This is a genomic window from Actinomyces sp. AC-20-1, assembly GCF_023369555.1.
Lineage (GTDB): Bacteria > Actinomycetota > Actinomycetes > Actinomycetales > Actinomycetaceae > Actinomyces.
The window spans coordinates 1-21,289 of the sequence record NZ_JACJVC010000026.1; the positions used below are offsets into that span (position 1 = coordinate 1).

At 75.7% G+C, this 21,289-nt stretch carries 20 protein-coding genes and 2 pseudogenes; 12 read left to right on the forward strand and 10 right to left on the reverse strand.

Features of this window, described 5'->3' with window-relative positions; translation table 11 throughout:
* Both H6X67_RS11065 and H6X67_RS11070 read right to left on the reverse strand, forming a co-directional pair.
* Nucleotides 1-473, reverse strand: a pseudogene (locus tag H6X67_RS11065) (AAA family ATPase); the annotation flags it as partial.
* On the reverse strand, nt 470-1,141 hold the full coding sequence (locus H6X67_RS11070) for a hypothetical protein (protein WP_306468500.1): 672 nt from the start codon (nt 1,139-1,141) through the stop codon (nt 470-472). The pseudogene H6X67_RS11065 and the gene H6X67_RS11070, both read right to left, overlap by 4 nt.
* Nucleotides 1,142-1,246: 105 nt before the next feature.
* On the opposite strand from H6X67_RS11070, the gene H6X67_RS11075 reads away from it, so the two are divergent.
* Nucleotides 1,247-1,468 carry a helix-turn-helix domain-containing protein gene (locus tag H6X67_RS11075; protein ID WP_249369376.1) on the forward strand — a complete coding sequence of 74 codons (222 nt, stop codon included), beginning with the start codon at nt 1,247-1,249 and terminating at the stop codon, nt 1,466-1,468.
* Between the two features lie 35 nt (nt 1,469-1,503).
* On the opposite strand, the gene H6X67_RS11080 is transcribed toward H6X67_RS11075, so the two are convergent.
* Complete coding sequence (locus H6X67_RS11080; protein WP_249369377.1) at nt 1,504-2,022, reverse strand: Fis family transcriptional regulator; 519 nt, start codon at nt 2,020-2,022, stop codon at nt 1,504-1,506.
* Nucleotides 2,023-2,157: 135 nt separating this feature from the next.
* Between H6X67_RS11080 and H6X67_RS11085 the strand changes: the two genes are divergently transcribed.
* On the forward strand, nt 2,158-3,006 hold the full coding sequence (locus H6X67_RS11085; RefSeq protein WP_249369379.1) for a LysM peptidoglycan-binding domain-containing protein: 849 nt from the start codon (nt 2,158-2,160) through the stop codon (nt 3,004-3,006).
* 43 nt (nt 3,007-3,049) lie between these two features.
* Entirely contained in the window at nt 3,050-3,775 is a 726-nt protein-coding gene (locus tag H6X67_RS11090; RefSeq protein WP_249369381.1) for an Rv3235 family protein, read from the forward strand.
* Between the two features lie 69 nt (nt 3,776-3,844).
* On the opposite strand, the gene secA is transcribed toward H6X67_RS11090, so the two are convergent.
* Nucleotides 3,845-6,646, reverse strand: coding sequence for a preprotein translocase subunit SecA (gene secA / locus H6X67_RS11095; protein WP_249369383.1), 2,802 nt, complete (start codon nt 6,644-6,646; stop codon nt 3,845-3,847).
* 357 nt (nt 6,647-7,003) lie between these two features.
* Between secA and H6X67_RS11100 the strand changes: the two genes are divergently transcribed.
* Entirely contained in the window at nt 7,004-7,822 is an 819-nt protein-coding gene (locus H6X67_RS11100; RefSeq protein ID WP_249369385.1) for a ComF family protein, read from the forward strand.
* A 177-nt stretch (nt 7,823-7,999) separates the two neighbouring features.
* Nucleotides 8,000-8,641 carry a ribosome hibernation-promoting factor, HPF/YfiA family gene (hpf, locus tag H6X67_RS11105; protein ID WP_249369387.1) on the forward strand — a complete coding sequence of 214 codons (642 nt, stop codon included), beginning with the start codon at nt 8,000-8,002 and terminating at the stop codon, nt 8,639-8,641.
* A 111-nt stretch (nt 8,642-8,752) separates the two neighbouring features.
* Here the strand turns inward: hpf and mtrA are convergent, their stop codons facing one another.
* Nucleotides 8,753-9,433 (reverse strand): MtrAB system response regulator MtrA, encoded by a 681-nt coding sequence (gene mtrA, locus H6X67_RS11110; RefSeq protein WP_311765860.1) that lies wholly within the window; start codon nt 9,431-9,433, stop codon nt 8,753-8,755.
* 148 nt (nt 9,434-9,581) lie between these two features.
* Between mtrA and H6X67_RS11115 the strand changes: the two genes are divergently transcribed.
* The 5 genes from H6X67_RS11115 to H6X67_RS11135 all read left to right on the forward strand — a co-directional run bounded on the left by H6X67_RS11115 (nt 9,582) and on the right by H6X67_RS11135 (nt 15,068).
* A complete protein-coding gene (locus H6X67_RS11115) occupies nt 9,582-10,811 on the forward strand; it encodes a DUF7847 domain-containing protein (RefSeq protein ID WP_249435539.1) in 1,230 nt (409 codons plus the stop codon).
* Nucleotides 10,812-10,830: 19 nt separating this feature from the next.
* On the forward strand, nt 10,831-11,526 hold the full coding sequence (locus H6X67_RS11120; protein ID WP_249369356.1) for a hypothetical protein: 696 nt from the start codon (nt 10,831-10,833) through the stop codon (nt 11,524-11,526).
* Nucleotides 11,523-12,695, forward strand: coding sequence for a DUF4350 domain-containing protein (locus H6X67_RS11125; RefSeq protein ID WP_249369354.1), 1,173 nt, complete (start codon nt 11,523-11,525; stop codon nt 12,693-12,695). The genes H6X67_RS11120 and H6X67_RS11125 overlap by 4 nt, the downstream gene beginning before the upstream one ends.
* Entirely contained in the window at nt 12,692-13,669 is a 978-nt protein-coding gene (locus H6X67_RS11130) for an AAA family ATPase (RefSeq protein ID WP_249369353.1), read from the forward strand. The genes H6X67_RS11125 and H6X67_RS11130 overlap by 4 nt, the downstream gene beginning before the upstream one ends.
* Nucleotides 13,670-13,775: 106 nt before the next feature.
* Entirely contained in the window at nt 13,776-15,068 is a 1,293-nt protein-coding gene (locus H6X67_RS11135; protein WP_249369351.1) for a DUF58 domain-containing protein, read from the forward strand.
* Between the two features lie 23 nt (nt 15,069-15,091).
* On the opposite strand, the gene H6X67_RS11140 is transcribed toward H6X67_RS11135, so the two are convergent.
* Nucleotides 15,092-16,087 carry a stage II sporulation protein M gene (locus H6X67_RS11140; protein ID WP_249369349.1) on the reverse strand — a complete coding sequence of 332 codons (996 nt, stop codon included), beginning with the start codon at nt 16,085-16,087 and terminating at the stop codon, nt 15,092-15,094.
* A gap of 14 nt (nt 16,088-16,101) precedes the next feature.
* On the opposite strand from H6X67_RS11140, the gene H6X67_RS11145 reads away from it, so the two are divergent.
* Nucleotides 16,102-16,971, forward strand: a complete 870-nt coding sequence (locus H6X67_RS11145) for an RDD family protein (protein ID WP_249369347.1) — start codon at nt 16,102-16,104, stop codon at nt 16,969-16,971.
* A gap of 58 nt (nt 16,972-17,029) precedes the next feature.
* Here the strand turns inward: H6X67_RS11145 and H6X67_RS11150 are convergent, their stop codons facing one another.
* Both H6X67_RS11150 and H6X67_RS11155 read right to left on the reverse strand, forming a co-directional pair.
* Nucleotides 17,030-17,260 (reverse strand): Trm112 family protein, encoded by a 231-nt coding sequence (locus H6X67_RS11150; protein WP_249369345.1) that lies wholly within the window; start codon nt 17,258-17,260, stop codon nt 17,030-17,032.
* Between the two features lies 1 nt (nt 17,261).
* Nucleotides 17,262-17,714: a DUF3499 domain-containing protein gene (locus H6X67_RS11155; RefSeq protein ID WP_249369343.1), complete on the reverse strand. Its 453-nt coding sequence runs from the start codon at nt 17,712-17,714 to the stop codon at nt 17,262-17,264.
* 67 nt (nt 17,715-17,781) lie between these two features.
* On the opposite strand from H6X67_RS11155, the gene H6X67_RS11160 reads away from it, so the two are divergent.
* Entirely contained in the window at nt 17,782-18,234 is a 453-nt protein-coding gene (locus tag H6X67_RS11160; protein WP_249369341.1) for a metallopeptidase family protein, read from the forward strand.
* 17 nt (nt 18,235-18,251) lie between these two features.
* On the opposite strand, the gene H6X67_RS11165 is transcribed toward H6X67_RS11160, so the two are convergent.
* Nucleotides 18,252-19,772, reverse strand: coding sequence for a DUF5719 family protein (locus tag H6X67_RS11165; RefSeq protein WP_283251395.1), 1,521 nt, complete (start codon nt 19,770-19,772; stop codon nt 18,252-18,254).
* A pseudogene (locus tag H6X67_RS11170) lies at nt 19,769-21,289 on the reverse strand (glycosyltransferase family 2 protein); the annotation flags it as partial. The gene H6X67_RS11165 and the pseudogene H6X67_RS11170, both read right to left, overlap by 4 nt.

Sequence of the window (21,289 nt, forward strand, 5' to 3'; positions counted from 1 at the left end):
GCGGGAGGGCCACCGGCGCCGTCGGCCCCTGTGCCGCCAGCCCCCGCCCCGCCGGGGCCACCGCCGGCCGGGTCCGCCTCCACGGCGGCGGAGGGCGCCGTCGTGGCGTCAGGCCCCTGGCGGCTGAGCGCCTGCAGGAGGGTGCGGACCCGGGCCGGCTCGGCGTCGGCGTCGAGCGACTGCCAGCCGGGGAAGGACCACCGCCCGGCCTCCTCGGGGCCGACGAGCAGGATGCCGCGCGTGCCGGCGCGGGTCAGGCGCTCGAGGACGGTGAGGTCGACGTCCTCGAGCCCGGTGCTCACGACGGCGAGCCCCGCCAGGCCCGCCATGGCGGCGCTCAGCAGCTCGGCGACGTCGCCGCAGCGGCGCACGACGACCAGCCCGGTGCCGGCGGCGTCGATGGCGCGCACGTGGTCGGCGTCGTCGCCGGTGAGAGCGAGCAGGACGCCGGTGTCCGCCCGGGAGGTGCTCATGCCAGCTGTCCGGTGGGCACGAGGACGAGGGGGCCGCCCTGGCCGACGGCGGTGAGGACCGCCCCCACGAGCTCCTCGGGCACCAGGACCTCGACGCTGGTGGTCGTGCCCCCGAGGATCGCGGCGCCGGTCTCACCGACCCGGGAGACGATGAGGCCCTGGGCGACGACGGCGGCCTCGCCGGCACCGGCCTCGGTGGAGGTGCGGGCCGCGGGCAGCGCCCACAGATCCACGACGTCCCCGGTGGTCGTCCCGGCGGGCAGGCTGGAGGAGACGGTGAGGACGACGGCCCGCAGCGCGAGGTCCTGGCCCTCGGCGACGGCGGAGCCCGGGAGCAGGTCGCCGGCGCTGAGGGCCTGGGCGGCGACGGCGTCGTCGGGCAGCTGCCCGGCGCGCACGTAGGAGCCGGTGCCGGGGTGGGAGTCGACGACGGTGAGGACGCCCTCGGCGGTGAGGTCGTCGCCGGGGGCCACGTCCTGGGCGAGGGCGTAGAGGGGCTCGGTGTCGGCGGCGGTGGTGACCGCCCAGGCCCCCAGGACGACCGAGGTGCCGATGAGGGCGAGCCCGGCGGCCAGGCGCGGGTCCTTCCAGGGGGCGCGTCGTCGGGCGGAGGGTCGGGTGAGGCTGCGGGAGGCGCTGCGGTGCGGGGCTCGCGGTGTCGGGCTCATGGCCCTCCTCGTGCGGGAAAGGTGTGGACACGTTTCATTATGGTCGGTTATCCACACGCCGTTTTGGGGATGGTATGTATCGCTTGGCGATGAGATCATGGTGCCATGAGCAGCACCTTCCTGACCATCGCAGACGTCGCCGAGCGGCTGCAGCTGTCCGCACAGGGCGTCCGGGCGCTCATCATGTCCGGCGACCTGCCGGCTATCCAGGTCGGGGCCCGCCACCTGTGGCGCATCCCGGAGGACGCCTTCGGCTCCTACGTCGAGGCGCAGCTGGCGCGCACGCGCTCGCTGGTGGCGGCCGGCCGTCTCGACGACGAGGACTGAGCGGCGCGCGCCGGCGGCTCCTAGCGGCCACGGGCTCAGCGGCTGCGCACGGCCTCGACGGCGCTGAGCGCGACGCTCACGCGCTGAGCGCCTGCGGGCTCGGCGTCGGTGACGACGTCGACGTGGTCGGCCGCGACGCGCACGAGCCGTCCCACGACCTCTGTCACTCCCAGGAGCAGGCGCACCCGTGCACCCTGGCGGGCGAGTGAGCGCAGGGCGGCGGCGAGCCCCGCCCGTCTGCTGCCGTGCGACGGCGCGGGGCCGGGCAGGGGGTGGACGACGGCGAGGCGGGCCACGGGGACGAGCGCCTGCAGCGCCTCCCCCTCGTCGACGACGACGCTGTCCTCCATCACGCTCATGAGCCGGCCGTCGACCCGGTGCCCGCCGGTGGTGCGCAGGTGGACCTGGCGCCCGACGGCGGCGCGGAGCCTGTCGACGAGGCGGACGGAGGCGGTCTCGGCCTCGGCGAGGTCGGCGCTCTCCGCGGCGATCCCGGCACGCCGCTCGGTGTCGAAGCGGTTCTCCAGGTCCTCCAGGAGGCTGTCCCATTCCATGGGCACATGGGAGCACAGGACCACGAGTACCGCAAGAGGCAGGAGCATCGCATCCAGTGTCGACAACCTCTTGACATCATTGATTTGCTTCTGACATTCTCAAATCACCTCAAACATCATCTTGGAGGTGTTCGCATGTCGACGACGACACGACTCGGCCTGGTCACGGTCCTGTCCGCCCTGGTGGCGGCAGCGCTCGTGTCCAGCGCCGCCGCGGCCACCCGCTCCCTCCTGGCCCTGCCCCCGCACCTGTGGGGCGCCGGTCACGTGGACGAGCTGCTTGTCGTCCTGCTCGGCTCAGCCGGGACCGCGGGCGCCCTGTGGTACGCGCTCTCCGGGGTGCTCGCGCTGGCCGCCCTGGGGCCGCGGACCCGATGTCGCAGCGCCGGCTCCGCGGCCCGCCTCCTGTCCCGTTGGGGTGCCCCCTACGTGCGGCGCGTCGCCGCCGGGGCCCTGGCGACCGCCCTCGTCCTGCCGGGCACCGCCGTCGCCCAGGAGGTCCCTCCCCTGCCCGACGACCTCGGCTGGGCCCCCACGGTCTCGGCCACCGCGGAGCCCGGGGACACCGCCACCCCACCGGCCACCGGTCCGGGAGGTGCGGCGGCCCGGGACAACGCGCCCGGGCCCAGCACCGGCCCCACGGCGATGCCCACCGAGACCCTCGCAGCGACGTCCACCGCGACCCCGACGACAATGTCCACCGCGGCCTCGGAGGCGGCCCCCTCCGAGGCCCCTGCTGCCGGGACCATCCCGGAGACGGCCTCCGGGGCAGCCACGGAGGAGTCCCCGGCCTACGTCGTGCAGGACGGCGACAGCCTGTGGACGATCACCTCGTCCCTCCTGCACCGCGCCACGCCCTCCGAGGTCGCGGTCGCCTGGCCCGAGCTCTACCACGCCAATGACGACGTCATCGGGGCGGACCCGGACCTCATTCACCCGGGCACGGTCCTGGCCCTGCCCACCGCGCTCACCGACCGGACCTGAGCCCCGAACCACCCGAGCCCGTCCCGCAGCGAAGGACCACGCCATGACGACCACCGCCCTCCCGGTACGCGCCACCGACCTCGACTCCCAGCGGGGCACCTGCACCCTGCCCGACGACGGCGAGCGCCCACCCGCCTCCTCGGTCGCGCTCGACCGCGCCGACCACATGCTCTCGGGCGGCACGCACTCGGTCGCGGCCACGCACCGGCCGGCCCGTCCGCAGCCGGCGCCGCGCCGCCCACAGCGGGCCACCGCACCTTCGGCGCCCGCGCCGGCCGGCCAGGTGCTGCGCCAACGCGCGCTGCGCAACGCCGAGCCCCCGCACCCGTCGTGGGACCGTATGCGCTTCCTGCCCGCGCTGCCGGCGGACCCGGCGGAGGAGTGCGACGCGATCGCCCTCAGCTCCATCCGCGAGTCACGGGTGCGCGCCCGGTGCCAGGGCATGGCGGACCCGGTGCGCACCGCGCAGGTGGTCGTCACGGCGGCGGCCGAGGTCCTGGCGGGATGGCGGCCGGCCGAGCACCTGGGCCGGTGGGCCTCACCCGAGCTCTACGACGCCCTCGCGCGCCGCGCGGGCCTGGCCCGCAGGATCCTCGGCGAGGTCCCGGACCCGCGCCCGCGGGTGCGCACGCTGCGGGTCCAGCTCACCGCGAGCGGGGCCTGCGAGGTCTGCGCGGTGCTGGACGACGGTGAGCGGGTGCGCGGCGCCGGGGCGCGGCTCGAGTCGCACCGGGGGCGCTGGCTCCTCACGAGCCTCGAGATCGCCTGAGGCCCCCGGCCCCTGAGCGGGCGCCGCCCAGGGCCTCACGGCCTGGGCGGGATCGGGCCCGGCGGGCGCTCAGCGGCGCTTCTTGCGGCGGGCCCGGCGCTGCGCGCGGTTCGTCGGGGCGGGACCCGCGGCCGCCGGCGTCGCGCCCTCGACCCTCGCCTCGCCGTCCTCACCGGGCGCCGAGTAGGTCATGCGCTGGTCCATGGCCTCCTGGCCGGTGCTGCCCAGCACCGTGCCGGAGCCGCTGCGCCCCAGGCCGGCCACCGCCGTCGCGTCAGCGCCGGCCACGGTGGCCGCCGCCTCGGCGGTGCCCTCCTGCTCGGCGCGCAGGGCGGCGGCCTCGAAGCGGGCGGCGTTGGCGAAGACCTGCTCGACGGTCTCCTCGCGGATGCCCTCCATCATCGCCTTGAACAGGCGGGCACCCTCGTTCGCGTACTCCACCAGCGGGTCGCGCTGGGCCATGGCGCGCAGGCCGATGCCCTCCTTGAGGTAGTCCATCTCGTACAGGTGCTCGCGCCAGCGCTTGTCCACCACGGCCAGCAGGACGCGCCGCTCGAGGGCGCGCATCGGCTCCGCGCCGAGCTGGGCGCGGGCGAGCACGTTGTCGTCCAGGCGCTCCTGCGCCTTCTCGTAGGCGACGGCGGCGTCCTCGCCGAGCTCGTTGGACAGGTAGTCGGAGGTGAGCCGGTCGACACCGCCGGCCTCCTCGATGACCTCGTCCTGGGTGAGCCCCACCGGGTAGAGGTGGCCGAGGTCGTCCCACAGGGCCTCCAGGTCCCACTGGTCGGGGCGGCCCTCGGCGGTGCGGGCGGCGACGACGCCCGCGACCGCGCGCTGGCGGAAGGCCTGCATCTGGGGCTCGAGGTCCTCACCGTCGAGCACGCGGCGCCGCTCGTCGTAGACCTTCTCCCTCTGCTCGGTCATGACGTCGTCGTACTTGAGGACGTTCTTGCGGATCTCGTAGTTGCGCGCCTCCACCTGGCTCTGGGCCGAGGCAATGAGCCGGGTGACGATCTTGGACTCGAGGGGCACGTCGTCGGGGTAGGCGTCCGAGCGCATGATGCGCTCGGCCCCGGAGGTGCCGAACATGCGCATGAGGTCGTCCTCCATCGACAGGTAGAAGCGGGACTCGCCCGGGTCCCCCTGCCGTCCTGAGCGGCCTCGCAGCTGGTTGTCGATGCGCCGCGACTCGTGGCGCTCGGTGCCCAGGACGTACAGGCCGCCGAGCTCGACGACCTCGTCGTGCTCGGCCCGGCAGGCCTCGCGGGCGGCCCCCAGGGCCTCGGGCCATGCCTTCTCGTACTCCTCGGCGTTCTCCTCGGGGTCGAGCCCGGTCTCCTTGAGGGCGGCGACGGCGATGTGCTCGGCGTTGCCTCCGAGCATGATGTCGGTGCCACGGCCGGCCATGTTGGTGGCGACGGTGACGGCACCCTTGCGGCCGGCCATGGCGACGACGGCGGCCTCGCGCGCGTGCTGCTTGGCGTTGAGGACCTCGTGGGGGATGCCGCGCTGCGCGAGCAGGGCCGACAGGCGCTCCGACTTCTCCACGCTCGTCGTGCCCACGAGGACGGGCTGGCCCTTCTCGTGGCGCTCGGCGATGTCGTCGACGACGGCGGTGAGCTTGGCCCGTTCGGTGGTGTAGACGAGGTCCGGCTGGTCGACGCGGATCATCGGCTTGTTCGTCGGGATCGGCACGACGCCGATCTTGTAGGTGCCGGCGAACTCGGCGGCCTCGGTCTCCGCGGTGCCGGTCATGCCCGAGCGCGAGCCCTCGGGGTAGAGGCGGAAGTAGTTCTGCAGGGTGATGGTGGCCAGCGTCTGGTTCTCCGCCTTGATCTGCACGCGCTCCTTGGCCTCGATGGCCTGGTGCATGCCCTCGTTGTAGCGGCGCCCGGGCAGGACGCGTCCGGTGTGCTCGTCGACGATGAGGACCTCGCCGTCGCGCACGATGTAGTCCTTGTCGAGGTGGAAGAGCTCCTTGGCCTTGATGGAGTTGTTGAGGAAGCCGATGAGCGGGGTGTTGGCGGACTCGTAGAGGTTGTCGATGCCCAGGTAGTCCTCGACGCGCTCGATGCCGTCGGCGGTGACGGCGACGGTGCGCTTCTTCTCGTCGACCTCGTAGTCCTTGCCGGGGCGCAGGCGCTCGGCGATCGTGGCGAACTCCTTGTACCACTTGTTGACGTCGCCGGAGGCGGGCCCGGAGATGATGAGGGGCGTGCGGGCCTCGTCGATGAGGATGGAGTCGACCTCGTCGACGATGACGAAGGCGTGCCCGCGCTGGACGAGGTCCTCGGGCCGCTGGGCCATGTTGTCGCGCAGGTAGTCGAAGCCGAACTCGTTGTTGGTGCCGTAGGTGATGTCGCAGGCGTACTGGCGGCGCCGCTCGGCGGGGCTCTGGCCGGCGAGGATGCATCCGGTGGTGAGCCCGAGGAAGCGGTGGACACGGCCCATGAGGTCGGACTGGTACTCGGCGAGGTAGTCGTTGACGGTGACGACGTGGACGCCCTCGCCGGTCAGGGCGCGCAGGTAGGAGGGCATGGTGGCGACGAGGGTCTTGCCCTCACCGGTCCTCATCTCAGCGATGTTGCCCTGGTGGAGCGCGGCCCCGCCCATGATCTGCACGTGGTAGGGGCGCATGCCGAGCACACGGTCGGCGGCCTCGACGACGGTGGCGAAGGCCTCGGGCAGCAGCTGGTCGAGGCTCTCGCCCTCGGCGTAGCGCCTCCTGAGGTCAGCGGTCTGGTCCTTGAGGTCCTCGTCGGAGAACGTGCGGTAGTGGTCCGCGAGGGCCTCGACCTGGTCGGCCACGACCTGCAGGCGCTTGAGGGTGCGGCCCTCCCCGATGCGAAGGATCCGGTCGATGATCGACACGCTGGCTTCTCCCCTGTTCGACGGTGGGCCCGCTGCCGGGGCGGACGGCACCGCCGGGCGAGGGCCCTCGCCCGGGCACGCGGTCCCGGGCACAGACGGGCCCCATCGTATGCGGCGGCGTGAGCAGGCAGCACCCGTCGTCCTGTACGGCGGGCGATGTCGGCCGGTTTACGCGCTCAGCGTGAGCGGGCCGACGGCGGCCCGGGAGCGCCCGGCCACTGCAGGACGGGCAGAGCCGGCGCCCGCCAGCGGGGGCCGGGCTCCACAGGCCCCCGCCGAGCCCCTGTCGTCGGAGGCTGTCCACAAGCCGCCCCGCCCGGGTGGCCCTGACCGGGCTACGCCGGCACCCTGGGTCCTGTGCCGTCCTCCCTCCTGCCACCGCCCCCGACGTCGCAGCCCTGCGCGGCCCGCTCCTTCCTGGGGCTGCTGGGCTCGGCGCTCCTGCCGGCGCGCTGCGCCGGCTGCGGGCGCTGGGAGACCGCCCTGTGCCCGCAGTGCCTGGCCCTGCTCGCCGGCCCGCCGCTGCGCGTGGAGCACCTGGGTGGCGCCCAGAACCTTCGGGTTCATGCTCTGAGCCCCTACGCGGGCCCGGTGCGCGCCCTGGTCCTGGCGTGGAAGAACGGCGCGCGCGAGGATCTGCGCCCGGCGATGGCGCGGGTCGGGCGCCGGGCGGGGGCCGTCTGGGCCGCGGACCTGGGGCAGGAGGCCCGTGAGGCGCTGGCGGGGTGCCGGGGGCTGCTCGTCGTGCCGGCGCCCTCGGGGCGGGTGCGTCGGCTGCGGGGGCGGCTGGTGGCCGTCGATCTCGCCGACGCCGTCGCCGAGGGCGCCGCCCGGGCCCTGTCCGGCGCGCCGGCCGGGCGGGTCGCCCTGGTGGCCTCCGTGGACGTGCTGCGCCGTCGCGGCGGGCGTGCGCACCAGGCGGGCCTGTCCGCGCGCGCCCGGCGCCTCAACCGGGCCGCCGCGCCGCTGGTGCTCTCGCCCGTGTCCGGCTGGGCGGTGCTCCTCGTGGACGACGTGGTGACGACCGGGACGACGCTGGGGGCCTGTGCACGGGCACTGCGTGACGCCGGGGCGCTGGTGCTCGGGGCGCTCGCCGTCGCGGCCGCGCCGGCCCCGGTCTCGCCCTCGGCTGACGCGGGCCCCGCAGCGCCCACCGGCGCCCTCACGATGGTGTAAGTTGTGTGTCACAGCACACACGGTGCGGGGGCTCGGGGACGAGTCCTCGCCGCCCCGGCCCCAGGCCCCGGACGGACGGAGGTGGTCACTGACCAGCCAGAGCCCGCCGTGAGGTGCGGCGGGTGGATTCCAGCCCGGCCCCCAGGGGCCGACCTGAGCCTAGAAAGAGGTTCCACCATGGACATCACCGTCGTCGGCCGTAACGCTGAGATTAGCTCGCGTCTGCGGGACTACGTTGAGGAGAAGGCCACCAAGGTCGAGCAGTTCGACCCCCGTGTCCAGCGCGTCGAGGTCGAGGTGACCCACGAGCGCAACCCGCGCCAGGCGGACACCGCCGAGCGCGTCGAGATCACCGTCGTCTCCAAGGGCCCGGTCATCCGGGCCGAGGCCTCCTCCTCCGACCGCTTCGCCGCCTTCGACATCGCCATGGGCAAGCTCACCGAGCGCCTGCGCCGGGCCCGCGACCGCATGAAGAACCACCGCCGCTACAGCGTGGAGGCCAACGAGCCGGTGGAGGCCGTCGTCGAGGAGGCCCTGGTCCTGCCGGACACCGGGGACGCCCCCATCGAGGACTCCCCCTCAGCGCCCACGCAGCACGGCGTCGCCGTCGAGTCCCAGCTGGGCGACTCGCCGGTGATCGTGCGCCAGAAGCTGCACGAGGCCGTGCCGATGAGCGTGGACGAGGCCCTGTACCAGATGGAGCTCGTGGGCCACCCGTTCTACCTCTTCATCGAGAAGTCGACGAAGCAGCCCTGCGCGGTCTACCACCGTCACGGCTGGACCTACGGCGTCATCCGCCTCGACGCCCAGGTCCTGTGACGCCGGTGCCGCGCCGCGCGCGCTGACTGCCCCGGTACGTGTCCCGGCCCTGCCCCTGGTGGGCGGGGCCGGGACGCGCCTGTGTCACGCGGGCACACGGGGGAGCCGCGGTCAGCGGGCCTCGCCGGCCCGGTAGCCGACGCCGCGCACGGTGAGCACGATCGTGGGGTGCTCGGGGTCGTGCTCGATCTTGGCGCGCAGGCGCTGGACGTGGACGTTGACCAGGCGGGTGTCGACGGCGTGCTGGTAGCCCCAGACCTGCTCCAGGAGCTCGTCGCGGGTGAAGACCTTCCAGGGAGCGCGGGCCAGGGTCACGAGGAGGGCGAACTCGAGGGGGGTGAGGGTGATGAGCCGGTCCCCACGACGCACCTCGTGACCGGTGACGTCGATATCGAGGTCGCCGGCGCGCAGGCGCTCCGCGGTCGCGGGGTGGTGACGGCGCAGGCGCGCCCGGATCCGGGCGATGAGCTCCTTCGGCTTGAAGGGCTTGGTCACGTAGTCGTCGGCCCCGGCCTCGAGGCCCGAGACGACGTCGCGGGTCCCCGCCCGGCCGGAGAGCACGATGACGGGCACGTCCGACTCCAGGCGCAGGCGGCGGCACAGCTCCAGCCCGTCGGTCCCGGGCAGCGCGACGTCGAGCAGGACGAGGTCCGGCCCCACGGAGCGGAAGACCTCCAGGGCGCGGGCGCCGTCAGCGCAGGCGGACGGCGTGTAGCCCTCGCGCTCGAGCACCTGGCCGATCATCTCGGTCATGGCGGTGTCGTCATCGACGACCAGGATGACGGCGCTCACGACCACTATCTTGACACACAGCCACCTCATGAGGCCTCGAAGGAGCCGCGCCTCCCCACGCGCTCCTGCGCGCCGACGACGCCCACCCGCACCCCGCTCCTCCTCGAGGCGGATGCCGCGCCCGCGGGCGGCGTGCCAGCATGAGGCCATGAGCAGCGACACCCCCTGGCAGTCTCCCTCCGGTCCTGAGGACTCGGGCGCCCGTCCAACCGAGCCGCGCTTCGGCGCCTACGGCACGCCCGCCGCCGGACAGCCCTCCGCCCCCTCCCCGTCCTACGGGACCACCGGCCCGCAGGCGCCGGGCGCCTACCCGCAGGCCGGCGGCGCCCCCGCCACCCCGGTCTACCCCTCGTACCCGGGCGCCGCCCCCCAGGGGACGCCCAGCTTCCTCGTCGCCCCCAAGCCCGGCATCATCCCCCTGCGGCCCCTGAGCATCACCGAGGTCATCGGCGGCGCCTTCGAGTCCCTGCGCGCCAACCCCAAGGCGATGTTCGTGCCCGCGATCGTGGTCATGGCGGTCATCGGCCTCATCTCCGCCCTCCACACCTTCTTCACCTCGCAGACCTTCTACTCCGCCGTGGAGTCCACGGGGGACAACCCGTACCTCAGCCCGGAACAGGCCACCGGCCTCATGTACGACAGCCTGGGCGCCATGAGCTCCTACCTGCTGACGACGGCGCTGACGGCCATCGCCTCCACCATCCTCACGGGGCTGCTCATCGTCGCGGTCTCCCGCTCGGTGCTGGGGCGCGTGGCCGGACCCGGCGAGGTGTGGCAGCGCACGAAGGGACGCGTGTGGGCCCTCATCGGCCAGACCATCCTCGTGAGCCTCATCGTCGGCGCGGTCACGGTCGTCGTCGGGCTCCTCGCGCTGATCGTCTTCGCCACCCTGCTCGGGCCGTTGTTCGGCGGTGCCGAGCCCTCCGGGTCCTCCATCGCGGTCGCCGTCATCATCCTCATCGTCCTCGGGGTCGTCGGCGCGGTCCTGAGCATCTTCCTGGGCGTGCGCATGTCCCTGTCCTCCGCCGCCCTCGTCCTGGAGAACGTCGGCGTCATCGAGGGTATCAAGCGCTCCTGGGCCCTGACCCGCGGCAACTTCTGGCGAGTGCTCGGCACCATGCTCCTGGCCGCCCTCATCACGGCGGTCGCCACCGGGGTCCTGTCGGGCATCACCGGCACCCTGTCCGGTCTCGCAGCGGTCCTCGTGTACGGCGGCGCCCTGCCGGCCATCAGCGCCGCCTCCGCCTTCATCGGCTCGCTCGTGAGCGCGGTCATCCTGCCCTTCTCCGCAGCCGTGACGGCCCTGATCTACATCGACCTGCGCATGCGCCAGGAGGGGCTCGACGTCGAGCTCCGCCAGGCCGCCGGCACCCTGTGACCCCGGGCCGCCTCCTCGCATGCTGACGCCCGCCGTCCTCCTCGCCCACCTGGGCGGGGGTGCGCCCGCCACCCCCGACGCCGAGGAGGCGCGCGGGGCGGCCGAGCGCGAGCTCACCCGCCCCGTCTACCAGGAGCGCCAGAGCCTGTGGGCCAGGCTGTGGGAGTGGCTCCAGGAGCACATCGACCCCTCCCGGGTGGTCCCCGGGGCGCCGGCCTGGCTGTCCGTGCTCATCGTCGTCGTCGCGGTCGTCGTCCTCCTGGCCGTCCTGCTCCTGCTTCTCAGGCGCGTGACGCTGGGGCGGCGCGCGCACACGACCAGCCGGCTCCTCTTCGAGGGCGACGACCGCGACTCCCGGGCCCTCACCCGGGACGCCGACGCCGCAGCCGCCCGCCAGGACTGGGCCACCGCCGTCGTCGACCGCTTCCGCGCCATCATCCGCTCCCTGGACGAGCGCGCCCTCGTCGAGGACTACCCGGGCATGACCGCGCAGGAGGCCGGCGTCCTCGCCTCTATGGCCCTGCTGGACGTCCAGGGGCTGCACGCCAGCCTCCACCAGGCCGCCGTCCTCTTCGACGCCGTGAGGTACGGGCGCGTGGTGTCCACCGGCCAGCAGGACGAGTGGATGCGCCTGCTGGCCGAGCGCGTCGCCTCGGCCGAGCCCCGCCCCCCGGCACAGCGGGCCCCCGCGGGCGTTCAGGGGGTGGGCGTGTGAGCACCCCCTCCGAGGCCCCCGGGTGGGCGCGGCGCCTGCGCTCCTGGCGCCCGCTGCTGCTGGCCCTGGCCCTCCTGGCAGCGGTCGCCGTCGCCACGAGCCTGCTGACCTCGCCGCGGACCTCCACCACCCCCTACGCCCTGGACAACCCCCGTGCCAACGGCGCCATGGCCCTGGCCGAGCTCCTGCGCGACGAGGGCGTGGGCACCTCCTCCCCCACCACCATGGCCGACGTCGTCAGCCGGGCCGGACCGGGCACGACCATCGCCCTGGTCAACGCCTCCCACCTGAGCGAGGAGCAGCGCCGCACGCTGGCCTCACTGGGGGCGGACGTCACCGTGGTCGGCACCCTCTACCAGGACCTGTCCGGCCTGCTCGACGACGAGGGCGAGCCACCGCTGCCCTCCGGCGTGAGCGCGCCCAGGGGCACACTGCTCGAGGCCCGGTGCGCCGACCCCGACGCGGCCGCCGCCGGCAGCATCGACGGCACCCGGGGCACGATCGTCCTGCCGGAGGGGGCGGGCGCCGTCGGCTGCTTCCCCGTCTCCGCGGGGCAGCCCGGCCACGCCTACACGGTCATCGAGCGCGCCGACGGCACCACCGTGCGCCTGCTCGCCGACGCGAGCCTGCTCACCAACGGCCGGATCGCCTCCGCCGGGCACGCCGCCCTGGCCATACGCGCCCTGGGCCACCACGAGCAGCTCCTGTGGGTGGACGGCGCCCAGATGACGGTGAGCGCCACCGTGTGGGACGACGTCGCCCTGCCGCCCTGGATGGCCCCCTTCCTCCTCCAGGCCGTCGTCGTCGCCGCCGTCCTGGCCCTCGTGCGGGGGCGGCGCACGGGCCGCCTCGTCCAGGAGGACCTGCCCGTCCTTGTGCGGGCCACCGAGACGACCCGGGGCCGGGGGCGCCTGTACCGCCGCGCCGGCGACCGCCCGCGCGCCGCCACCGCCCTGCGCGCGGGCACCGCCCTGCGCCTGGGCCGGCGCCTGGGCCTGTCGCCGGCGGCCGACGGCGCCGTCCTCGTCGACGCGCTCGCACGCGCCGCCTCCCAGCCCGCCCCCGCCGTCCAGGAGCTCCTGTACGGCCCCGTCCCCTCCGACGACCGGTCCCTGGCGGACCTGGCCGTCCGGCTCGACCAACTCGAGAGCGAGGTCACCTCACGATGAGCACCACTGAGACCACCACCCCCGCACGGGACCCCCGAGAGCGGCTCGTCGCCGTGCGCGGTGAGGTCGCCAAGGCCGTCGTCGGCCAGGACGCGGCCGTCACGGGCCTCGTCATCGCCATGCTCGTGGGCGGGCACGTCCTGCTCGAGGGCGTCCCCGGCGTCGCCAAGACCCTCCTCGTGCGCTCCCTGGCCCAGGCGCTGGACGTCGACGCCAAGCGCGTGCAGTTCACTCCGGACCTCATGCCCGGTGACGTCACCGGCTCCCTCGTCTACGACGCCCGCACCACCGAGTTCTCCTTCCGCCAGGGCCCCGTCTTCACCAACCTCCTGCTGGCCGACGAGATCAACCGCACGCCGCCCAAGACCCAGGCGGCCCTGCTGGAGGCGATGGAGGAGCACCAGGTCTCCGTCGACGGCGTCCCGCGTCCCCTGCCCTCCCCCTTCATGGTCATCGCCACCCAGAACCCCGTGGAGTACGAGGGCACCTACCCGCTCCCCGAGGCCCAGCTCGACCGCTTCCTGCTCAAGCTCGTCCTGCCGCTTCCCGAGCGCGGCCAGGAGATTGAGGTCCTCACCCGGCACGCCTCGGGTTTCAGCCCCCGCGACCTGGCCGGCGCGGGCCTGGCCGCGGTGGCCGGCGCCGGGGACCTCGCCGCCGCCCGCGAGGAGGTGCGCACCGTCGGGGCGTCCCCGGAGCTGCTGGCCTACGTCGTCGACCTCGTGCGCGCCACCCGCAGCCACCCGAGCGTGTCCCTGGGCGTCTCGCCCCGTGGCGCCACCGCCCTGCTGGCGGCGGCCCGCGCCTGGGCGTGGCTCGCGGGACGCTCCTTCGTCACCCCCGACGACGTCAAGGCCCTGGCCGTGCCGGCCCTGCGCCACCGTGTCGCCCTGCGCGCGGAGGCGCAGATGGAGGGGGTGGCCACCGAGGCCGTCATCTCGGGCGTCCTGCGCTCGGTGCCGGTGCCCCGCTGACCGGGGCGCCCGGCCCGCCCGGTCCGACCAACCCGACTGGCCCGGCTGGAACGTCCTCGACTGTCCCCACCCACTCGCAGCCCCCATGAGCCCGGAAGGAGACCCGGTGTACCTCACCACCCGCAGCGCCTGGCTGACCGGCGTCGGCCTCCTCCTCGTCCTGCTCGTCCCCAGGCCCCTGACCGTCCTCACCTGGTGCGCCGTCGTCGCGCTCCTCGTCACCGTGGACGTCCTGGCCGCCCCCTCCCCGCGCGGGCTGCGCCTGGAGCGCTCCTCCCCGCGCACCGTGCGCCTGGGCGAGGAGACGACGACGCGCCTGTCGGTGACCTCCACCTCCTCGCGCACCATGAGGCTGCTCCTGCGCGACGCGTGGCCGCCGTCGGCGGGCGCCTGCGGGGAGCGCTCGACGCTCACCCTGCGCCCCGGGGAGCGCAGGCGCACCCGCACCGCCCTGCGCCCCACCCGCCGTGGTGACCGCGTGGCGGACCTCGTCACGGTCCGCTCGAGCGGGCCCCTGGGCCTGGCCGGCCGCCAGCTGAGCGTGGCGGTGCCCGCGCGCCTGCGGGTCCTGCCGCCCTTCACCTCCCGCCGCCACCTGCCCAGCCGCCTGGCCCGCCTGCGCGAGATGGACGGGCGCAGCGCCGTCATGGTCCGGGGCGCGGGCACCGAGTTCGACTCGCTGCGCGAGTACGTCGTCGGCGACGACGTGCGCTCCATCGACTGGCGCTCGACGGCCAGGCGCGGTGACGTCGTCGTGCGCACCTGGAGGCCCGAGCGGGACCGGCGCGTGCTGCTCGTGGTGGACACCGGCCGCATGTCGGCGGCCCGGGTGGGCGGTGCGCCGCGCCTGGACACCGAGGTCGAGACGGCCCTGCTGCTGGCCGCGCTCGCCTCGCACGCCGGGGACCGGGTGGACGCGGTCGCCGTCGACGAGCGTCTGCGCGCGCAGGTCAGCGGTGTGGCCGGGCCCGGCCTCATCAGTGCCCTGGCGGACGCGCTGGCCCCGGTGGAGGCCTCGGTGACGGAGACCGACTGGGCCCTGGTGGGGCGGGCGGTCTCACAGCGCCTGAGCCAGCGGGCGCTCGTCGTCGTCCTCACGGGGCTGGACGGCTCCTCGGCGGACGCCGTGATGACGCGGGTGCTCACCACCATGGCGCGTGAGCACACGGTGCTGCTCGCCTCGGTGACGGACCCGGACCTTGAGGCCCTGCGCCGTGCGCGCGCCGACGCGGACAGCGTCTACACGGCGGCGGCCGCCGAGCGCGACCTGCTCGAGCTGGCGGCGGTGCGCGAGCGGCTGCGGCGGGCGGGTGTGGAGGTCGTCGAGGCGCTGCCGGGCCGGCTGGCGCCCCGCGTCGCTGACACCTACCTGGCCCTCAAGCGGGCGGGGCGGCTGTGAGCGCCTTGAGCACCGCGTGCGGCTCAGCCGGCCGTGACGGCGACAGCGCCGGCCTCCTCCTCGTCCAGGTCTCCCGTGACGCCGGAGCGCACCGCGCGGCCGCCGACGACGAGCGTGTAGGCCCACAGGACCACGAGGGCGAGCGCGCCCACGATGATCTTCAGGCTCCAGGGCACCGGTGCCGGGGTCACGAAGGCCTCGATGACACCCGCGACCGCCAGGGCCCCGGTCATGCCGACCGCCACGGCGCTCAGCGCCCGGCCCTCCGCGGCCAGGGCGACGGCGCGCGGCCGCGGGCCGGGCACGAGCATGGTCCAGAAGAGCCTGAGGCCGGCCGCCCCGGCGATGAACACGCAGGTGAGCTCGAGCAGCCCGTGCGGGCTGATGAGGGCGAGGAACAGCCCCAGCAGGTCGTGGTCGGCCATGATCGCGGCCGACTGCCCCAGGGCGACGGCGTTGGCCCACAGCACGTAGGCGGGCAGGACCCCGGTGATGCCGCCGGCGACGCACAGCGCCGCGATGCGCGCGTTGTTGGTCCACACCTGGCTGGCGAACTCGCTGGGCGCGTAGGTGGAGTAGTAGGACTCGAAGGCGTCGTTGGCGTAGGCGCTCAGCTCGCTGGGGCTGCCCAGGGCGCTCATGGCCTGGGGGCTGGACAGGGTCCACACGGCCACGACGACGGCGACGGCGAGCTCGGCGAGGGTCACGCCCAGGGTCCACCAGCGCAGGCGGTACAGGGCCGCGGGGACCGTCTGGGCGAGGTAGCGGCGCAGGTCCGAGGCTCGCGCCTCACGCGTGCCGGTCACCCTGGCGCGGGCGGCGACGACGAGCCGCGACAGCTCGGCGAGCACCTGCGGGTCCGGCGCCTGGGTGCGCACGCGCGACAGGTCCCGGGCCGCGCCCCGGTAGAGGGTGACGAGCTCGTCCGCCTGCGCCCCGGTGAGCCGGCGGCTGCGGGTGAGCTCGTCGAGCCGGTCCCACTGGTCGCGGCGCGCGGCGCTGAAGGCATCGATATCCACACAGGGAGTCTGACATGGTGAGCGCTACCGCCTCCTCGTCCGAGCGGATGATGACGCCGGACAGGCTCGTCACCGGCGAGGCCGTCGTCGTCGACATCGTCCCGGCGACGGTGGGCGTGCGCCTGCTGGGCGCCGTCATCGACTACGGGCTCTACGGGGCCGGCCTGCTCCTGTCCGTCATCACCTGGGCGGCGGTGGGGCCCGGGGCCTCGTCGTCGACGAGCACGGCCGCCCTCATGACGCAGCTCTCCGTCCTGCTCGCGCTGTGGCTGGTGGCGGTTCCACTGACCGTGGAGGTCGTCTCGCGCGGGCGCAGCGCCGGCCGTCTGGTGACCGGCTGCCGCGTGGTGCGCGACGACGGCGGCTCGATCCGCCTGCGCCACAGCCTCGTGCGTGTGCTCGTGGGCGTCGTCGAGGTCTGGGGGACGGGGGCGATGCCGGCGCTGGGGGCGTGCGTCGTCACGCGCCGGGGCAAGCGGCTGGGGGACCTCCTGGCGGGCACGTACGTCGTCAACGAGCGGGCGGGGTCGGTGGACGCGCCGCCGCTGCTCATGCCGCCGGAGCTGGCCCAGTGGGCGCAGGAGGCGGACATCCGGTCCCTGCCGGGGGACCTGGCGCTCGCGTCGCGGACCTTCCTGCAGCGGGCCTCGTCGATGCAGCCGGTCCCCAGGGCACGCCTGGGCTCACAGCTGGCCGGGCAGGTGCTTCCCCTCGTGGCGCCGCAGCCTCCGGCTGGCACGCACCCGGAGCGCCTCCTGGCGGCGGTGCTGTGCGAGCGGCGCGACCGCGAGCTCGCCCTGTCCCTGCGGGACCGGCAGGCGGAGGAGCGCAGCGCGCTCGCGCTGGACCGGCTGCCCTACGGCGTCGGCGCACGGCGGTCCTGACCGGCCCCGGGACTCTGCCCCGTCCGGGGTCCTCACGGGCGCGACGGCAGGCCCGGGCTCAGTCCTGCGCCCGGTGCGGGGCGGCCTCGTGGGCGAGCAGGACGGGCACCCCGTCGCGCACCGGGTAGGCCAGGCCCGCGCCCGGGGACAGCAGGACGGGGGCGCCGTCGGGGCCGACGGCGTCGAAGAGCTCCTCGCCGGTCACGGGGCAGCGCAGCAGGGCGCGCAGGACCGGGGCGAGGCCGCTGCCGGCGGCGCTGCGGCCGCCCGTCCCGCGGGGCTGGGTCATCTCAGTCCTCCTTCTCGCCGCGCAGCACCCGCAGGTGCCCGCGTCGCAGGATCTCGCCGTCGCCGAGCCCGGCGAGGTGGTCGGGCAGGGTCTGCGGGGCCGGGCCGGGGGCCGTGAGGGAGGCCGGCACGATGCCGCCGGGGCGTCCGGCGTGCTCGGCCGGCTGGGGGCGCGGCCGGGGGCTGCGCGAGGCGTCGCGGACGGCGTCCGCCAGGGCGGTGAGGTCGTCGTCGCTGGGCGGGGCCGGCTCGAAGCTCGTCGCCAGGCGGATGACCTGCCACCCGCGTGGCGCCGTGAAGGACTCCACGTGCCTGGCGCACAGGTCGTAGGCCTCCGGCTGCCGCTCGGTGGCCAGGGGGCCGATGACGATGGTGGAGTCCGCGTAGACGCTCGTGAGGGTGGCGACGGCGGGGCTCTCGCACCCGGGTCGGCGGCAGCTTCGGACTCGTCTCACCCGGGCAGGCTACCGCTGCCGGCCCGTGCTGGCGGGAGCGCCACCCGCTCCTGCGTAGGCTGGGCCGGTGACCTTCTCCTCGCCCTCGCGACGCTCCCCCGCCCCGGTCCCGGCGCCCGCGCGCCGTCGTGACCGTCATGGGCGCGGCCCGAGGGGCCCGCTGCTGCCCCCGTACCTGCCGGCCTGGCGCACGCGCGCCGAGCGCTTCGACGAGCTGGTGGGCTCCACGGCGGACGCGCTCGCCCGCCGGGTGCCGCAGGTCGAGGGCATCCAGTTCGCCGTGGAGGAGGTCCCTCCCTCGGACCCGGCGCCGTGGGAGCCCGGGGTCGTCCTCGGCCGTGGTTTCGCGGCCGAGCCGCGTGCCGGGCTGCCGGCGCGGGTGGTCATCTACCGCAGGCCGGTGGTCTCGAGGGCCGACGGCGAGGAGGAGCTGGCCGAGCTGGTGCACCGGGTCGTCGTCGAGCAGGTCGCCCTCATGCTGGGGCGCCGCCCCGAGGAGATCGACCCCGACCTCCTCTAGGCCCGGGCCCGGCCCGCTCAGCGCAGGAGCAGCTGCCGGGCGGAGGCGCTTGAGGCCTCGGTCACCGGGGCGAGCACCCCGATGAGCGTGCCCGCGGCACCGCCCTCGACCTCGGTGGTGGTGACGAGGGCGGTGACGACCTCGGTGCCGTCCGCGGCGCTGAGGCCGATGACGCTCAGGGCGCCCGCATCCTCCTCGAGCTCGGAGACGGGGACCGAGACCGTCGAGGAGCCGGGGACCCTCACCTCGCGCAGGAGGGCGCCGTCGTCGGAGCTGAGGGTGACGGTGGAGGGGGCGGAGGCGGTGTTGGTCAGCACGAGCCGGCTCGTGAGCGACTGCCCTCGGGGCAGGGCGAGGGCGCCGGCGCGCGTCGCGGCCCCGGTCTGTGCCTGGACCCAGGCGACGTCGTGGACCAGGGAGCCCGAGCGGGCGGGGTGCTCGTCGGCGCTGCGCACGAGGCGCACCGCGCCGGTCACGGGTGTGTCGGAGCGCAGCCTCACCCCGTAGGAGCCGGGCGCCAGGCCCGTGAGGGAGATGTCGAAGACCGCCCCGGGGTCGACGACGAGGGCCGTGGCGCCGCGCAGGGGCTCCTCGCCGTCGGTGCCGAGGGTGCTGACGGAGACGGTCGCGGGGCTCTCGCCGGGGTTGACGACGCGCAGGACGGGGGCGTCGGAGGAGGTGGCGCCCGTGCCCTCGTCGGCCACCTGCCCCTGCGCCGCCGGGGCGACGAGGGCGACGCCCGGGACGGTGAGCTCGGTGGCGGGGGCGGCGCCGGAGGTCAGGACATCGACCCCGGCGGCGGTCTCGCCGTCAAGGGACTCGGTGACGAGCACGGGGGTGAGGACACCGCCGTCGGCCTCCACGGACACGGCCAGGCGCCCCTGGCCCGAGGCTGCGGCCTCGAGCAGGACGCTGACGGTCTCGCCCGCGGGCACGGCGACCTGGTTGGCGGTCGTGGTGGCGACCGGGCCGGTGGGCCCGTACAGGGAGATGGTGGCGGTGACGGTCGTCGTGCCGGGGTTGGTCAGGCGCAGCTCGCTGGAGGAGCCGGGGGCGGCGGAGCCGCCGACGATCCAGGCGGCGGCCTGGGGCGGCACGCAGGCGGCGGTGGTCAGGCCCCGCAGGTCGCCGTCGGCGGTGAGGGTGGTGACGCTCCCGGCGGCGGAGGCGGCTCCCTCGCCGCGTGGCCCGACGACGAGGGTCCCGCCGTCGGCCTCCTCCAGGACGGTAGTGGTCGAGGTGGGGACGGTCCGCCCGTCCCAGGTGGCGGAGGCGGCCCCCAGGGGGGCCAGGGCGGTGACGGCGGTCGTCCGCCCGAGGTCGACGGCGCCGATGGTGTCGGCGGGGGCGGCGGGGCAGACGTAGACGGTGTCGGTGGCGGGGGCGGCCTGGGCGACGGCGGCGACCGGGGCCGTCGGCACGGTGGGGGTGGCGGTGCCCCACCAGGCGAGGGCGCCGGTGGTGGCGACGAGGCCGAGGCTGAGGGCGAGGGCGGCGGGGCGGCGCAGCCGGGCGCCGGGGCGGCGGGTGGTACTCATTCGGCGTGCCTCCTGCGGCGCACGGGGACGGCGGCGAGCGCGGTGAGCGCCCAGACGGCCAGCAGGGCGGGGCGGGCGGCGTGGGCCGCCCCGGTGCCGTGCTCGACGACGAGCTCGCCCTGGGCGCCGGCGGGGACGGTGAAGGCCTGGTTCCAGCCGGTGTCCTCGGTGGGGGCGAGGGGGGTGCCGTCGAGGGTGGCGCTCCAGGCGGGGTCGGAGCGCTCGGCGAGGACGAGGGTGCGCTCGGTATCGGCGGCGCTGAGGCGGGTGCGGGCGGTGCCCGCGGCGGAGGCGATGACCTCGCTGGCGCCGTCGGCGCCGCGCAGGCGCACGGCTGCGGCCTCGGTGGCGGTGGTGGGGCTCACGCGCCAGGAGGTGCCGGTGCTGGTGGCGGCCAGGGGCTCCAGGCCGGGGGTGGCGTCGAGGCCGGCCCGGGCGGCGGCGGTGGCCTCGTCCCCGGGCCTGTCGGTGAGCAGGACGACGGCGACGCCGTGGGCCGCCAGGGCGTCGGCGACCTGCTCGTCCTGTCCGGTGACGGCGCGCACGACGAGGCCGGCGAGGTCGGCGTCGGCCGGGTCGAGGTGGGTGCCGGTGACGGCGGCCGCGGGGCGCTGGCCGCCGGGGGCGGACGGGGTCTCGAGCGGCTCCCAGCCCTCGGCCCGGGTGCGCAGCTGGGCCAGGAGGACGTCGGGGGCGGTGTCGGTGTAGGAGGTGCCGTCGCCGTGCCACAGGCGCACGCGCGTGCCCTCCTCGGTGGAGGTGAGCACGAGGACGCGGCCGGCGGCGTCGGAGGCGGTGATCTCGGCGGCGATGACGGGCACCTGCCGGGAGGAGGGGGTCAGGGCCATGACGAGGTCGGCCCGCCCGGTGGCCGAGGCGTGCTGGGCGGCCAGGGCCCAGGAGCCGCCGACAAGGAGGGGCACGAGGACGGCGACGACGCCGAGGACCCCGAGGGTGATGTGGCGCCAGCCGAAGGTGTGGCGCACGAGGGAGGAGCGGGCGGCGTCGGCCCCGGCCAGGGCGGAGGCGAGCAGGCCCGCGGTCATGACGCTCAGGCCCGTGCCCGCCCAGCCGGTGGCCAGGACGGAGCCGGTGGAGCCGACCTCGGTGCCGATGCCGGTGACGGTGCGGGTGGCGGCCAGGGCGAGGGCGAGCCCTCCGGCGGCGGCCAGGAGCCCGGCGCGGGCGCGGTGCCCGCGCGCGCCGCGGGTGGCGGCGCCGAGCAGGGCGTGCAGGGGCAGGAAGGCGAGCAGGGCGGCGACGACGATGACGGCGGGGCTGACGGCGCCGCCCCCGGGGCCGGGGAGGGTGGAGGCGGTGGGCAGGGGCGTGGGGCCGGCCAGGGCCTCGACGAGGGCGGTCAGGCGCACGGGGCTGCCCAGCAGGAGGGTGGTGCCGCTGGCGCCGGGCACGGCGAGGGGGGCGCCCCAGTCGGTGAGCAGGTAGCGCAGGGCCTCGTGCCAGCCGGCCGGGCCTCCCGCGGCGGCGGCGCGCTCACCGGCGCGCCAGAGCAGGGG